The sequence below is a fragment of the Photobacterium alginatilyticum genome (assembly GCF_009910675.1).
In the GTDB taxonomy this organism is placed as follows: domain Bacteria; phylum Pseudomonadota; class Gammaproteobacteria; order Enterobacterales; family Vibrionaceae; genus Photobacterium; species Photobacterium alginatilyticum.
On the sequence record NZ_RSEJ01000004.1, the window covers coordinates 11,984 to 27,354 of the forward strand.

General features: G+C 46.0%; 14 protein-coding genes. 5 read left to right on the forward strand and 9 right to left on the reverse strand.

From position 1 onward, the window contains the following. Nucleotides 1-13: 13 nt before the first annotated feature. Genes EIZ48_RS05260 through EIZ48_RS05270 form a run of 3 tightly spaced genes read right to left on the reverse strand, consistent with a single transcriptional unit; the run spans nucleotide 14 to nucleotide 2,264 of the window. Nucleotides 14-487, reverse strand: a complete 474-nt coding sequence (locus EIZ48_RS05260) for a hypothetical protein (protein ID WP_160649040.1) — start codon at nucleotides 485-487, stop codon at nucleotides 14-16. Next, nucleotides 484-1,425 (reverse strand): ABC transporter ATP-binding protein, encoded by a 942-nt coding sequence (locus EIZ48_RS05265; RefSeq protein WP_160649041.1) that lies wholly within the window; start codon nucleotides 1,423-1,425, stop codon nucleotides 484-486. The genes EIZ48_RS05260 and EIZ48_RS05265 overlap by 4 nt, the downstream gene beginning before the upstream one ends. Further along, nucleotides 1,422-2,264: an ATP-binding cassette domain-containing protein gene (locus EIZ48_RS05270; protein ID WP_160649042.1), complete on the reverse strand. Its 843-nt coding sequence runs from the start codon at nucleotides 2,262-2,264 to the stop codon at nucleotides 1,422-1,424. The genes EIZ48_RS05265 and EIZ48_RS05270 overlap by 4 nt, the downstream gene beginning before the upstream one ends. 280 nt (nucleotides 2,265-2,544) lie before the next feature. Between EIZ48_RS05270 and nhaD the strand changes: the two genes are divergently transcribed. Both nhaD and EIZ48_RS05280 read left to right on the forward strand, forming a co-directional pair. Further along, nucleotides 2,545-3,972 (forward strand): sodium:proton antiporter NhaD, encoded by a 1,428-nt coding sequence (nhaD, locus tag EIZ48_RS05275; RefSeq protein ID WP_075767377.1) that lies wholly within the window; start codon nucleotides 2,545-2,547, stop codon nucleotides 3,970-3,972. Between the two features lie 350 nt (nucleotides 3,973-4,322). Beyond that, nucleotides 4,323-4,976, forward strand: coding sequence for a hypothetical protein (locus EIZ48_RS05280; RefSeq protein ID WP_160649044.1), 654 nt, complete (start codon nucleotides 4,323-4,325; stop codon nucleotides 4,974-4,976). A 60-nt stretch (nucleotides 4,977-5,036) separates the two neighbouring features. Here EIZ48_RS05280 and ltaE read toward each other — a convergent pair whose 3' ends face one another. Next, nucleotides 5,037-6,053 carry a low-specificity L-threonine aldolase gene (gene ltaE, locus EIZ48_RS05285; RefSeq protein WP_160649046.1) on the reverse strand — a complete coding sequence of 339 codons (1,017 nt, stop codon included), beginning with the start codon at nucleotides 6,051-6,053 and terminating at the stop codon, nucleotides 5,037-5,039. Nucleotides 6,054-6,255: 202 nt separating this feature from the next. On the opposite strand from ltaE, the gene EIZ48_RS05290 reads away from it, so the two are divergent. Then, a complete protein-coding gene (locus EIZ48_RS05290; protein WP_075767619.1) occupies nucleotides 6,256-6,558 on the forward strand; it encodes a hypothetical protein in 303 nt (100 codons plus the stop codon). 79 nt (nucleotides 6,559-6,637) lie between these two features. On the opposite strand, the gene EIZ48_RS05295 is transcribed toward EIZ48_RS05290, so the two are convergent. After that, a complete protein-coding gene (locus EIZ48_RS05295; protein ID WP_160649048.1) occupies nucleotides 6,638-7,519 on the reverse strand; it encodes a LysR family transcriptional regulator in 882 nt (293 codons plus the stop codon). A 96-nt stretch (nucleotides 7,520-7,615) separates the two neighbouring features. Continuing rightward, on the reverse strand, nucleotides 7,616-8,779 hold the full coding sequence (locus tag EIZ48_RS05300; protein ID WP_160649050.1) for an AAA family ATPase: 1,164 nt from the start codon (nucleotides 8,777-8,779) through the stop codon (nucleotides 7,616-7,618). A gap of 160 nt (nucleotides 8,780-8,939) precedes the next feature. Between EIZ48_RS05300 and EIZ48_RS05305 the strand changes: the two genes are divergently transcribed. Then, nucleotides 8,940-9,230: an FxsA family protein gene (locus tag EIZ48_RS05305; RefSeq protein ID WP_160649052.1), complete on the forward strand. Its 291-nt coding sequence runs from the start codon at nucleotides 8,940-8,942 to the stop codon at nucleotides 9,228-9,230. A gap of 102 nt (nucleotides 9,231-9,332) precedes the next feature. On the opposite strand, the gene EIZ48_RS05310 is transcribed toward EIZ48_RS05305, so the two are convergent. The 3 genes from EIZ48_RS05310 to EIZ48_RS05320 form a co-directional block, all read right to left on the reverse strand. After that, nucleotides 9,333-11,210, reverse strand: coding sequence for a methyl-accepting chemotaxis protein (locus tag EIZ48_RS05310; RefSeq protein WP_160649054.1), 1,878 nt, complete (start codon nucleotides 11,208-11,210; stop codon nucleotides 9,333-9,335). A gap of 456 nt (nucleotides 11,211-11,666) precedes the next feature. Then, the gene (locus tag EIZ48_RS05315; protein WP_240152880.1) at nucleotides 11,667-12,194 is read right to left on the reverse strand and encodes a hypothetical protein; all 528 of its coding nucleotides are present in this window, start codon (nucleotides 12,192-12,194) and stop codon (nucleotides 11,667-11,669) included. Nucleotides 12,195-12,294: 100 nt separating this feature from the next. Beyond that, entirely contained in the window at nucleotides 12,295-13,272 is a 978-nt protein-coding gene (locus EIZ48_RS05320; protein WP_160649055.1) for a GlxA family transcriptional regulator, read from the reverse strand. A gap of 122 nt (nucleotides 13,273-13,394) precedes the next feature. On the opposite strand from EIZ48_RS05320, the gene EIZ48_RS05325 reads away from it, so the two are divergent. After that, a complete protein-coding gene (locus tag EIZ48_RS05325; RefSeq protein ID WP_160649057.1) occupies nucleotides 13,395-15,245 on the forward strand; it encodes a beta-ketoacyl synthase in 1,851 nt (616 codons plus the stop codon). Nucleotides 15,246-15,371 lie beyond the last annotated feature (126 nt).

Here is a 15,371-nt window from a genome sequence, read left to right on the forward strand (position 1 = left end):
ATGTTACGCGAAATTACTTTAATACTGGGTGGTTATCGGAGTAGGCAAGATTGATATTATTCTGGCCTTCCATGAACATCACGTGTAGCTCAATGAGCTGTGTACTTTCCTGTTGCCATTTTGTCTCGGGCTGGCGTTGACAAAATTCCATGGTGGCGACAATCATCCGGTCCAGCTTTTTCAGACACCAGCGCTTCATATCACTATCAAGTTCTGGTCTGCATGCCATATCTTGCAATTTGGCATAAGCAAACTGCAGATAGCTGAAGGCTTTGTCTATCTCTTGACTGTCTTGATAGTAGTAACTCAACCGCGTACAGGCATCTAACCAATAAGCAAGAGCCTCACTGTGAAGCTCGCTTTCTATTGGTCCGAAAATCTCTTCCGGTGCATGGCTAACGGCGTTAACTAAGATGTCAATATCAGACTGTTGCTGTGGGTGGTACCAGGTTTTTATCCCGGCTAACCAGATGCTAAGTTGATTCATGCAACGTTTTCCTTTTCGCTCTCCCAGTTGACTACGAAATGGTTATCGCTGATTTGCTGATAGCCATCGACTTCTTTGAGGCTAAGTGTACGAATTTTATCTGCACTCAATGAATAGTTTGGCTCAGAATCAACAAGCTGGTGGAAAGGAAGATCCGGATCTGGAACCGCCGATATCAATAGCCGTGTATAGGGGTGGGTTGGATTTCTCAGAATAGAGCGGGTATCTCCCCATTCCACGATACGGCCGCGGTACATCACAGCAGTCTCTTCGGCAATGTAATGCGCTGTAGCCAGATCATGAGTGATATAAAGAAAACCAATGCCCATCTGCTCTTTCATCTGTTTCATCAGGTTCAGGACACCGAGGCGAATAGAGACATCCAGCATGGAGGTGGGTTCGTCGGCCAGGATCACCTCGGCACCAACTGCAATCGCACGGGCAAGGTTGACACGCTGCCGCTGACCGCCGCTGAGCTGGTGAGGGTATTTACTCAGATCAGAGGTCGGTAGCTCGACTAATGTCATCAGCTCTTCCAGTTTTGCCCGTAGTGCCTGTTTATCACTGACTTGCTTGTGGATTAGCAGAGGGCGAGCCAAGTGGTGCTCTATCGTGTGAGTAGGGTTGAGTGACCCGAATGGATCCTGGAAAATCATTTGTACTTTACCGCGATACTCAAGGAGCTCTTTTCGTGATGTGATATCAGTAATATCTTTGCCGTTAAATAAGATTTCCCCCTGTGTCGGTTCATGCACTTTGGTAATGAGCCTGGCACAGGTACTTTTACCACAGCCGGATTCGCCGACCAGTGCCAGGGTACGTCCTTTATATAGCTTGAAACTGATATCATTGAGTGCGCGGAAGATGTCTTTCGATCCCATGCCGCCTGCCAGAAACTCTTTGACAACGTTTTTTACTTCTATAATCGGCTGGCTCATAGGGCAATATCCTCTGTAACACGAATGTGATCGGCTTCTTCATGAATATTCGGGAACGAAGCCCATAGCTGCTGTGTATATGGGTGTTGCGGGTTGTTTCTGATCTCTTTGGAACTGTTTACTTCAACAATCTTCCCCTTGCGCATAACGGCAACGCGATCACAGAGCTGGGTCATGAGGGCAAGATCATGGGTGATGAACAGTACCGAGAAATCAAACTCTTTTCGTAGTTGATAGATTTGTTGCAGTATTTCTCGCTGGACAACCACATCGAGTGCGGTGGTCGGTTCGTCCATAATGATCAGCTTGGGACTTAGGCTTAGTGCGATAGCAATAACCAGCCTTTGTCTCATACCACCGCTGAACTGATGCGGATAGTCAGATAAACGGTCGCGCGGAATGTTGACCAAATCCAGCAGCTTCTCAGCGCGATCATTGGCCTGTTCGTTGCTATATCCTAGATGGTGCCTCATAACATCGGCAAACTGCTCTTTAAGGGGGAGTACCGGATTGAGGGAGTTCATGGCACTTTGGAACACCATGGCAATTTCTTTCCAGCGAATAATCCCCATTTCTCTTTCGCTAAGCGTGAGGAGATCGAGGCCGTCGTAGTGAATTTGACCATTAGTAATCAGGGCTGGCGGCTTATGAAGACGGTTAATGGCAAAAGCAATGGTACTTTTGCCACAGCCGGATTCACCGGCGAGGCCAAAAATCTCGCTTTTACCGATATCAAAGCTGACGTTATCTACCGCACGAAAGTCACCTTGATCGGTAACATAGGTGACTTCCAACTCTCTAATGCTTACCAATGGTTCGGGGTGAAATGCCTGTTCCACGGTTCTCTCCCTAAGACAAAATTAGTTAATTCGCAGTGAAAATTATTATCATTTCCATTTGATGTAAAGTGAATAAATAGAGAAGGTGATGGGGTCGACATTAATTAATTAACTGTTTCATTATTTGCGCTTTTGATTACTCATTTAGCCAAACAACTGAATGTTGTTAAGGGTATGTTGCTAGTTTTGGTCGGCTTATCGGTATGCTTCACGTTAATATCTAATCGTTATGTGTACACTTGGGCGTAGATGTATTTTTCTCAAGGAGCAGAGAAACAGGATGAAAGTTCAACAGCTTGTATTATGTATAGCTGGATTACTGACAGCGACACCAGCAATGGCAGTGAGTTCTGAGGTTGATCTAACCCAGTCTTTTGTAGGGTATGTGGCTTTGTTGATATTTGCCTTGGCTTATTGCCTTGTGATGGCCGAGGAATATTTACAGCTTCGCAAGTCAAAGCCTGTACTGCTGGCTGCCGGTATTATCTGGCTGATGATAGGGTTTGTGTTTCAGGAACTAGGTCAAATAGATGTTGCAAAAAGTGCACTCGAACATAACTTGCTTGAGTACGCAGAGCTGTTACTGTTTCTCCTTGTCGCGATGACCTATATCAGCGCGATGGAAGAGCGTCGACTGTTTGATGCGCTTCAGGCCTGGATGGTGAGCAAGGGCTTTAATTTCAGAAGCTTGTTTTGGCTGACGGGCATTCTATCGTTCTTAATATCCCCCATTGCCGATAACCTGACAACCGCGTTGTTGATGTGTGCTGTCGTTATGAAAGTGGGGGGCGACAATACTCGCTTTATTAATCTTGCTTGTATCAATATTGTCGTGGCTGCCAATGCTGGTGGTGCGTTTAGTCCCTTTGGTGATATTACGACTTTGATGGTTTGGCAGGCTGGGTTGGTTTCATTCCTCGAATTTACCGATCTCTTTATCCCGTCATTGATAAATTATGTGGTTCCGGCTGTGATCATGTCGCTGTTTGTGCCGAAAACCCAACCAAATACGATTGGCGAATATGTTGAGCTAAAACGGGGGGCACGCCGTATCGTGGCCTTGTTTATTCTGACTATCTCTACCGCTGTTGCCTTCCACGGCATGGTTCATTTCCCACCGGTAATAGGTATGATGATGGGCCTCGGTTATCTTCAGTTCTTCGGCTTCTACCTTCGTAAAACCCTCCCGCGCTCGCTTGCCAAAAAGAAGGCCATTGCAATGGCCAATCATGACGAAGCGGCGTTAAAACGACTTGGTTCGGTCGTACCGTTTGATGTCTTCAAACGTGTCTCGCATGCAGAGTGGGATACTTTGTTGTTTTTCTATGGGGTCGTAATGTGTGTTGGTGGGCTTAGTTTGCTGGGTTATCTCGGTATGGTATCGGAGGTTATGTATACCCAGTGGAACCCGGTATGGGCCAATATTATGGTTGGGGTGCTTTCGGCCATTGTTGATAATATCCCTGTGATGTTTGCAGTGCTCACCATGCAACCCGATCTGACTCTTGGCAACTGGCTATTGGTTACTCTAACAGCGGGAGTTGGTGGCAGTATGCTGTCTATTGGCTCGGCTGCCGGGGTGGCCTTGATGGGAGCAGCGCATGGTAAATATACCTTCTTTGGTCACTTGAAGTGGATGCCTGTGATTGCACTGGGATATATCGCCAGCATCATTTGTCATCTATTACTTAACCATCAGCTTTTCTAATACATATTGTAAATTCGGGCGGTTTCATCAATAATTGGTGGCCGCCCGTTCATCTTTATCTCACCCACTGCTTCTTATTTCCTTATACTCCCTGGCGTGTGTCCCCATCTCAATTATCCTTCGAGCAAATTATTTATATAATAATGTTATTAACTATCTGAAATTTTGTGGTTTTAAATGTTACTGTGTAGCTTATCACTAATATCGTTGTGGCAGAAAGCAAGTTCGGGCTTTTCCCGATGAGCTATGCCATGGTAACGAGTAACGGAGAGTAGAAATTACTAGGTTATTTGCCCTAACAGGTATTATCCGAATATCATTGTTAGACAGGAAGTATTAAAGGACAGCATATGCAAAAATATGGATGGTTTTGCTTTAGCATTGTTATGCTAAATCCGTCGCAATCGGTTCTTGCTTTAGAAGCTGAGACCCTTTTTCGCATGCCGAGCCTGAAATTAGGGATCGCTAAGAGTGCCGGTACAATAGACGTTTCAAACAAAGGGCAGTTCGACGATGTGGCGTTTAGCTCGTCAACATCTTTCACACCAGTTGTCACTCTGATTCAATCGCCGTTTTACTTTTCTGACGATAGCCGGTGGGGATACCATACAGAACTGAATGCGGCTTATTTTAAGCTCGATTATGATGACGATAACCGTCAGGGCTTTCGTGATGGTGAATTTGAAGGTTACTCTGTTTCTTTTACCCCAGTGCTTTTTTATCAGTGGGGCGACAAAACGCTATGCAGCGACTGTAAAAGCTGGCGTTTCGAATTAGGAGCGGGGATCAACTACCTGAATGCTGACGGCGATCTGATTGCGAGTAATGGTGAGAGAACGGTATTTGAAAATTCAGGTATAGGGGTTAACTCACATTTAGGTGTGGTGATGAGCTACAAGCAATGGGAGTTGGGGTTACGCTTCGCCGTGCCGACAAGAGTGGATGATAATGATGTGGAAGTCAGGCATGCGTTGTCGACATTGAGTTTTGGCTACCGGTTTTGACGATTAAATAAGAAGGCGCCCGAGAGCGCCTTTATGCTATAAGCCACGATAATGACTAAATTACCCCTGTCCCAGTGCTTTTTTCAAAGTGGCGATAAATTTGTCGATATCTTTGCGACTGATATCTAAGTGAGTCACCAAACGCATCGGGTTTCCTGCACTGATTAATATGCCTTGCTCTTTGAGCGCTGTGACTAGCTGTGCTTGATCAATGGTTTGATCGACCTTGGCAAAGAGCATATTGGTGGTTACATGATCGATGTTAACCTTAAAGCCTTCAATCTCTGCTAACTGTTGAGCGAGGTATTTTGCATTAGCATGATCATCAGTCAGTCGGTCGATGTTTTCAGTTAGTGCAATCTTGCCAGCAGCAGCCAGAATACCTGCCTGACGCATACCGCCACCCAGGACTTTTCGCCAACGGCGTGCTTTCTTGATCAGTGAAGCGTCGCCAAGGACCAGTGAGCCAATAGGCGCACCCAAGCCTTTGGACAAGCAGATCGTCATCGAGTCAAAGTGTTTAGAAATTTCGGTAATATCGACACCTAAGGCGACAGCTGCGTTATAGACACGAGCACCGTCTAGATGAAGTTTTAGTTCATGCTGGTCGACAAACTCCCTAGCCTGCTGCAAATAGGAAAGTGGTAGGATTTTGCCATTGATGGTGTTCTCAATACTCAATAGCTTGGTGCGGGCAAAGTGTGCATCATCCGGTTTTATGGCTGCTGCCAATTTTTTAAAACATAAAGTACCGTCTTTCTCATTCTCAATAGGCTGAGGTTGGATAGAACCCAGTACGGCCGCACCGCCTCCTTCAAACTGGTAGTTATGAGCCTGCTGACCACAAAGGTATTCATCTCCTCGCTCACAGTGCGCCATTAATGCGAGCAGGTTGGCTTGTGTTCCCGAGCTGCAAAATAGTGCTGCTTCAAACCCGTGTCGCTTTGCCGCCCACAGCTCGAGGTCGTTAACCGTTGGATCATCGCTGTACACGTCATCACCGACTGGTGCATTAGAGATGGCCTGACGCATTGCAAGCGATGGCTGAGTAACAGTATCAGAGCGAAAATCTATCATTACTTCGTCCTTAGGGTTCTTAACTGATTATCGTAATTAGGAATCTATCGAATGATTCATCTAATAGTGATTATATGGCTACATACTGTGATCTAAATCAAGCTTAACGGTGAATGATTGTGTTGTTTTTGTGAATCTTTATCGAGGGGGCTATATCTTGGCTAAAATATAAACAGGTTGGTTGAAGATGGAGGCAGAGATCATGTTAGCTGAATGTCGGCAGTTTGTTCTGCCGGGTCATAATGAGTTACACGCTGAAGTAACCGTTATTCCGACCGGGGAGTTAGAGGTAAACATTAAGGAAAATAATAATAGCCTTAAGGCTGATTTTGATGAGTTATATTTCTATTCAGCCGGTAAGGAAACTGAATTGGTTTGCCGTGACCAATTAGGTGCAGAATCTGTTCGGTGGCATCTAAATCTTGCTAATGATGATGCCAGAGAGCTAGCCAAACTGATCGAATCTGCTGAAGAAGAATATGAGACCTTAATGCGCGACCTGTGATAAACCGTTCTGATCTGGTGGTTCCTCAGAAATACAGTCCAAAGCCTTACTTATTGCAAGGCTTTGTTTTTATTTGCTGTTATGAAAGTAATGTACGGATTTGTCTCATGAAGAAATCATACCGCTTGGGCAACGGGCGATGCTTTTTTCTGATCAGGTATAAGTTTTCATAGACAGGCTTATCCAATGAAACTACATGGATTTTAGTTTGCTGAGGAAAGCAGGTTATGGCTTTTTCTGGCAGTACGGTATAGCCAAGACCCAGAGAAACGGGGAGCAGGATCTGGTTGAGTTGATTGATATAGCCAGTGACTTTTAATGATTCGATGCTATTGAAGCTATGGTCAAAATTAGCCTGAATAATTTGCCTTACGTAATGTTCGCCGTCAGGGTGGTTAATAAATCCAAGCTGGTTTAATTGTTCCATATTAATGACAATCTTTTCCATACCTGCGGGAATAACTAGGCATAATTGCTCGGCACCTACTTTTTCTTGCTCTAATTCTGGAATGGCTACATTTTGCGTAATTATGCCAAGTTCAATTTGGTTGGTATTCAGGTTATCAAGGATCCGCTTGTTCGGAGCTGCCTCAAGTTGAATGGCGAGGTTAGGGTGAGTTTGCTGGTGCTTGAGGAAATGCGGATAAAGATATGTCGCCAGCGAGCCTGAACAAGCAATACGACATTCACCCGTAAAAGGGTCATCATTTTGTAATGCCTGGAACAGTGCTAGCTCGTCATCCTGGCGTCGACGGGCGTAGCGGTACAACGTTTCGCCAGCCGGGGTTAGCTCAAACCGTTTACCAAACCGTTGCAGCAACGGCGTACCGGTTTGCGTCTCCAGCTTCTTGATATGCTGGCTGACGCCCGGTTGAGTCATAAATAGCTTTTCGGCGGTTTGGGTGAAGTGTCCCACCTCGACCAGAGTAATGAAGGTTTGGAGCCACTGGGTATTTAGCATGATTATTTGATAGTGAAAATTTATTAAAATAAGAATATTTGATAATTTTTATTTTTCAAGTGTTTAAGCCTTCTTGGAAACAAAGGGCTTTTAGTGCTATTTATCCGGCCAATACCAGGCTGGTTCGTCCAGCATACCCTGACCGCGAATAGTGGTTTGTCCGAGTTCTTTGTCTAATTCGATAGCATGGCAGAGTGGGTGCTGGTTTAGTGCCGCTATCAGTCGGCTTGCGTGGGAGACTACCCATACCTGCGAGTTTTCCGAAGCATGAATGATGAGCTTGGCCAACGCTGGAAGTAGATCGGGGTGCAGACTTGTCTCAGGTTCGTTTAATACCATCAGGCTAGGTGGGCGAGGGGTAAGTAGCGCTGCAACCAACAGCAAGTATCTGAGTGTCCCGTCAGAGAGCTCGCTGCCTGTCAGTGGGCGTAATAAGCCTTCTTGATAGAACTCCAGTGAAAATCGTCCATCTTGGTGCTGAACAATGCTGATACTCGCGCCGGGAAAAGCATCATTAATGGCTTTGTCGAGGGCGTGCTTGTCTCCGATTTCACGAATTGTCTGCAAGGCTGCAGCCAAGTCTCTACCATCATGATGCAGGACTGGTGTGCGGGTCCCCAGCTGCGGTTGCCGGGCTGGTGCTTCTTTGTCTGTACGGAAGTGATCGTAAAAACGCCAGCTCCGGATACGTTCCCGCATATGGAAGACTTCAGGTGCCGTAGCAGGATCAGCAATCTGATCGAACATACTGTTAAAATGGCTGATATGTTGTGAAGCGACTTTCCAGCTTCTATTCTCGCGGATTTTTATGAGCGGCCCCTTACGAGCCACTAACTGGGTTGCGGGGCGGTAGAATGGTCCGCTCCAGATACTTTCCTGTTTGATTTCAGGATCAAGGCGAAATGCGGAGCGAGACGGCTCAGGTAATCCCAGGGAGATCGAGTAGCCGAAATCCTCGGTAGAAAAACCGAGTCGTAGCCGTTTGACTTCTTTCCTGACAACATCCTGAACCGGTACTTCACCGCGGCGCATCGCAGGTGACAGGCTTTCTGGCCCTGCCCAAAAGGTTGAATCCAGTCCGCCCTCGGCAGCCAATGAATTGACAACGCCACCTTGTGCCGTATCAGCCAATAACCGAAGCGCACGGTACAAGTTGGATTTACCGCTGCCATTTGCTCCGGTAATCACATTAAGTGGGCCGAGCGGCATCGTTAGCTGAAGGATGGAGCGGTAGTTACTGATAGATAAGGTGGTGATCATCACTAGACCTGTATAAATAAACAGTAATCGTGATGTTAGTGTAAAACGAATAAGAGAGCAACTTTGCTTTATGAATGTTGTGTTCATGTTTGATTCATTTTCATTCAGCTAGACTGCAAACCATAGAAATGAAGATGACTGAGAAATAAAGAGGCTCAATATGAAGAATTTTGTAGCAAGCGTTCTGGCACTTGTTGTTGGTTTTTTCACGGTGACATTTGCAGCGATTATGGGATTGTTCATTGGTATAGCAGCGCTTATCGCCCGACCATTTATTAAAAAGAAGGTCGAAGCCGCATATGCCGAAGCCGTTAAACAACAGGGCGGCGATTATACTGCCAATTCAACAGTGATTGACGGTGAATATGATGACATCACCAACAGGTCTCAGGCACAAAGCCAGAGCCAAACGGGCAATCACAACATGAACCAGATGGCTCAGTCACTTTAAACTAATCGCATCCTGTTAAGCATTAAAAAAACGCCAGCGAATATATTCGCTGGCGTTTTTTCCTATCTTGAACAGCCCGGTTTATAGGGGGTACTGTTTCTCTTAGATCCTAAACTTGCTGACTTCGGAGTTAAGGTGCTGCGCGATGTCATTAAGCTCTTCAGACATCTTCTGAGCATCCTGTGCTTCGGTAGAAAGCTGGTCAGAGACATCATTGACTGCCTGAGTATTGCGGCTAATTTCATCAGTTACGGCACGTTGCTCTTCGGCCGCACTTGAAATCTGGGTTGCCATATCAGAAATATGCTGAATAGACTCGGTAATGCGCTCTAGGGCATTGGTTGCATTTTTGGCATCGTCAACACTGCTCGTGGCCAGAGACTGGCTCTGCTGCATGGTTTCAACCGCGCTGTGGGTGTTGCGTTGCAATGTTTCAATCATGCCACGAATTTCTTCGGTCGAGCTGTGTGTGCGTTGCGACAAGACGCGAACTTCATCAGCAACGACTGCAAAGCCGCGGCCTTGTTCGCCTGCACGAGCGGCTTCGATTGCCGCATTGAGGGCAAGCAAGTTTGTCTGCTCGGCGATATCCTGAATGGTTGAGAGAATGGCGTTGATGCCCTGAGCGTTGTTCTCAAGTTCTTTGATGATGCTTGCGGCATCTTCAACATGGTCGGCAAGGTAAGTGATCGACTGCTGGTTTCGGCTGATCACCTGCTTGCCTTCATTACAGTTATCTTGAGAGGCAACGGCAGCTCCGGCAGTTTGCTCGGCGTGGCTGGCGACTTCTTGTGCCGTCGCTGACATTTCATGGATCGCCGTTGCAATCTGAGAAATCTCGTTTTGTTGCAGGTTTAACGCTTCGCTGGTTTGTAATGCCAGCTCGTGGCTGTCTTTGGCCTGTTGTGAAAGATGTTCCGATGAGCCAGAGATACCTGTAATAGAAACATGCAGCTTTTCAATGAATGCATTGACGTGCTGCCCAAGGCGACCGATTTCATCGTCTTGATCGAAGTTAAGGCGGCGAGTCAGATCACCGTTGCCGTGCGAGAGATCAGCCATGGCTTCAGAAAGGGTATCGAGCGGCTTCATTGCACGTGAAATAAGAGCCGTCGCTACACCTAATACTAATACCAACTGGATAATAGCGCTGATGATGGCATCGATAAGTGCTTCGCTGACATGAGCGAAAGCAACCGATTTATCGAGTACCAGCGAGAAGTACCAGTCCGTACCAGGAACTTGCTGAATACTCATCAGGCTATCGACGCCCGATACATTCAGTGTGACAAGGTCACTCTGCGATGCCACTTTACGGATAAGGCTAGCATTGAATGCCGGGTTCATCTCCGAGGTCGGCTTGAGTGTCAGAGACTGGTTAGGGTGGGCGATTATCGTTCCCTCACCGTTGAACAAAGTGGCAAAAACGCCGTTCTGATTAATGGCAAGAATATCTTTCACCAAGGCATCAATAGACACATCACCGGCAATGACACCGCTATTCATTTGAGCATTAAATGGCTGAGCAACGGTGATAACCAATTTGCCTGAAGAAGCATCATTATATGGAGTGGTAACGACGAGTCCGTTTGCAGCCGTTGCATCTTTATACCAAGGTCTTTGACGGGGATCGTATCCGGCAGGAAAGTCGACAGGGGTTCCGGTGATCATATCCCCTTGTCGAGTACCGGCGTAGACCAAATCAAAATCACCAGAGGCAATAGCCTGCGCCAAAGCGGCCGTCGGCTCGGCATTTTGATTAAAGCTGTCAATCGAGGCCTGAACGATCTTCGTTTTGCTATCAAGCCACTGGCTGATCGCACTGATATTTGATTGGGTGAGTGAGCTTGCTAACTGTTGAGTTGAACGGTTAGCTTCTTCAGTTAGTCGCTCGCTGGTGAGCCAAGTCTGCACTGCGGCGATAAGAAGAATGATTCCTGCAAATGTAAGGGAAAGTTTGTGTTTAATAGAAAGGTTCAAGCTACCGTTCCTCTCGGTTTTTGGTACTTATGTACTGCATCGTATGTGTTATCCATTCATCAAAAAATGGTACTCAGTTGTTACTGGACATGTTGCAAGGTGTGGTTGCCCAGATGTTCTTGTCATGCCATTTCTTGCGGTATTTTGTCACAAATTTGACTGTTGTTGGACTTTTATAATGTGGAATTTTTACAATATTAAGTGTTTTCAGCTTAAAAAGTTAATTGATATCTTGCATAAAATATGATGGTTAACACATACGGGCAGTATGCTGAATGAACAGGGCTGGTGTGGCTTGAGCGGTATCTGAACAGGGCTTGGGCGTACAGCTCTGTTATTTAATGAGAAACTGAGAAGTGGCATATTTTAGTCAATGCTTTTTACTGCAACTCAGCGCCCAGTGCCAATGGCTTTTTGGTTGCTTAGCGTCAAAAAAATGGTGTTAAGTCTTTGTTGTCAGTTTCGGTAGTGCTTATTGAGGCAACCAAGAAAATCATTCAGATCTTTGTTCTTGGCGGTGAAATGGTAACGCTCGTTAGAAGCTCTAAGTTCAAGGTGTCCTTTGTCTTGTTTTACCAGCTTAGTAAAGACATCAAAAGCTTGTCTGTCGCTGGTTCCACCTAACATAACCAACCGTGTTACACTGTATTCATCTCGTTTCTTTCGCCAGTTCGCGGTGAAGATCTCTACAGGTTGTCCCATACGGTAATAGCTAATATTTTCAAAGCCTTTTGGGTGATTGATGTCCGCTTTAATTGCGACATAACGTTGCCTGTGGATGTTGTCTGTGATCATTGCTAACTGAAGCTTACTTTCGAACTTTTTTTCTTCATTTTTCTTCAGATGGTATAGATCCAGGCGACAGCTTTTTTCATTTAGTTGGGTTGTGCTTGTTGGAAGTAATTCAGCTTGAGTGGGAAAAGATATTACATAGAGGAAGAGAATCGCCAACTTGTACCAACGCGTAAAAATGAAACAACCCATGCCACTTAACCCCATAATTAAGATGCTCAGGCAAAGCTTAGTAACGGAGTACTTTTTCTATGTGTCTCATTTTAAAAACAAATCGCAAATAAGCGAATTTTTATGGATTATAAATTTTAGCTTTGACCATTCGGCGGTATTGGCTTGGGGTAATGCCAAACTGACGGTGAAAGCGGGTCGAGAAGTGGTAGGCGTCTTTATAGCCGACTTGTTCAGCGACATCTTGTACTGACATGCCAAAGTCCCGCAGAAGTTGCTGGGCGGCCTCCATTCGTATTTTCTGCAGGTATTGGTGCGGTGATTCGCCTACTTGATCTTTGAATTTGCGATTGAAGCTCCTAAGCGGCAAACCACAATGATCGGCGACATCCTGTGCGGTGATGCTACTGGATAGTTGTCGTTTCATCCAATCCTGGGCTAAGGCTATGGATTCATCAAACTGGAGCTGGCCGCCAATTTGATAAAAGGGTTGCTGGGTGGATTTTGATATTTCGTGGCCAAAATGCGTTTCTATAGTTCCTGCGATCTTCTGGCCGAAGTTTTCCGTGATCAGGTAGAGAATCATCTCTGACTGCGAGTTGATACTACCGGTACAAAATAATCCATTGGCCTCAGTAATAGATGCCTGCCTGTTTAGGGTGATAGCCGGATAGCGGGCCGAAAATTGCTCGTAGTAATACCAATGTGTGGTTGCCACCTGATTTGTTAACAGGCCTGTTTCGGCAAGCCAGATAACTCCTGTACCTGTAGCTACAAGCTTGGCACCTTGTTGGTACTGGCGTTTGAGCCAGGGAATGATTTCAGGATGTTGACGTATAGAGGCCAGCGGATTTCCCCACATTGGCGGTAAAATAACAAGGTCAAATGTATTCAAATCATCAAAGGTCGTATCAGGTTGTAGTTTAAGGCCTGCAGGTACTTTGGGTGGGGTGAGGGTAGGAGCAACGACTTTGATATCGAAAGGTTTTTTACGTTGAAGCTGACGGGGGCGCAAGCTGGCAGCGCTGCTTAGCATTTCGGCTGCCAGAGAGATGCCGGTAATAAGTGCGCGAGGGTATAAAACAAATCCTACTCTCATGATGACATGCCTATTTTGTATGTAATGGCCGGATTGTTGGTAATTTTGGCACGAATGCTAGGTGAATGAACAGTGTAAATTGGTACCCTATGGCCAATTGATTATATTGATGTAGGTTTAGGATGACAAAGTTACCTCTAATTGTCGGTTTTGGCGGAATGAATGCGGCCGGGCGTAGCTCCGGTTTTCATAGCTATAAGCGCATGATTGCTGATGTATTATCCGATGATGAGATGAAAACAACCTGGCAGGATCTCGCCATCCGAATGGGCCTGTCAGACAGTGAAATGCTGGATTCTGAAATTATTGATGCCATTAAGGCTGGCACCTTGGTACGCCGTATCGACTCCTTCGATCCCGATAATTTGCTATATCAATATAAAGCGTCACTAACCAGTGAAAGCGAACAAATTTCATTCACCCTGCGTAAGTCGAAGCTGCCGAATAAAATCCCGGAGAACTGGGAGGTTGAAGAGCAGGGGAGCAAAGTGAAAATTACCGTTAATGGTGAACTGGGCGCTTTGCTCGAGGATCGTGTTTCGTTCCCGGTAACCAGTGGCGGTAATATCCCTGCGGGGTTTGACCCTGGCAAACTCTATAATTCACGCTTTCACCCTCGCGGTCTAAAACTTACCGTTTATGGTGCATCGGATGCTTTAAATTCAATGGGCATTGACTGGGATGAGGTACTCTCTCATATCGAGCCTGATGAAGTGTCTGTGTATGCTGGCAGTGGATTATCACAAGTCGATGATCAGTCTTTGGCGGGAATGCTTGCAGCTCCTTTGACTGGCGGCAGGGTTAGCTCGAAGATGATGGCGTTGTCGTTGGCAGAAATGCCTGCAGACTTCATTAATGGCTATGTCATTAACAGTGTCGGTACCACAGGCACCAATATGGGGGCTTGTGCCACCTTCCTCTACAACCTTCGCCAGGGGATGTATGACATTCAGCATGGCAAATCGAAAGTTGTGATAGTGGGTAATGCCGAAGCTCCGGTTGTTGCCGAAGTAATGGAAGGTTTCCGTGTCATGGGCGCGCTGGCTGAAGATGATCAGTTGAAGGCACTGGATAATAGTGACAAGGTTGATAATCGCCGTGCGTGTCGTCCGTTTTCTTCCAATGCGGGCTTCACTATGGCTGAATCGTCACAGTTTGTTGTTCTGATGGATGATGAGCTGGCACTGAAGCTGGGGGCGACAATTTATGGTTCTGTGGCTGATGTGTTCATTAATGCCGATGCCAATAAAAAATCGATTTCAGCACCAGGTGTTGGTAACTATGTCACGGTGGCGAAGGCGACTGCGTTGGCAAAGGCCATTCTAGGTGAAGACGGCGTTAAACAGACATATGTGCAGGCGCATGGGACAGGTACGCCGCAAAACCGTGTGACTGAAAGCCATATCCTTAATGAAGTCGCCAAGACATTTGCTATCGATAATTGGCCTGTTACAGCGATTAAGTCTTATGTCGGTCATTCCATGAGTGCGGCAGCAGGCGATCAGCTCATTGCTTCCTTGGGTGTGTGGCAGTATGGCTGGATCCCAGGGATCCAAACTATCGACCATATTGCCGATGATGTGCATACATCGAATCTCAATATTTTGGCCAAGCATGCATATGCCGGTGAACATGGTGAAGACTACAAGGCTGTTATCTTAAATGCCAAAGGCTTTGGTGGTAACAATGCAACGGGCTTAGTCTTGTCGCCGGCACAAACACTTGCAATGCTTGGCAACAAGTATGGTGATAAAGCCATGCTGGCTTATCACGATAAGAATATGCATGTAAAACAGACAGCAGAGAGCAATGATCACGCAGCTTGTTCCGGAACTGAAAGCATTCGTTACCAGTTTGGTGAGCGAGTAATGGACGAGTCATCGGTATCAATGACACAAGATAGTTTGAAGTTGTCTGAGTTTGATAAGGAAATTGTTCTGCCGCAAACAAACCCTTACGCTGATTACAGTTAATTGAAGTATCATTAAAAGCGTGAAGCCGTTAGTAACTAATGGCTTCACGCTTTTTTTTGGATTCAAGAAAATGCTTACTAATACGTAAAGTGGGTATATAACTAATAGAATAATGATAGTCAGACT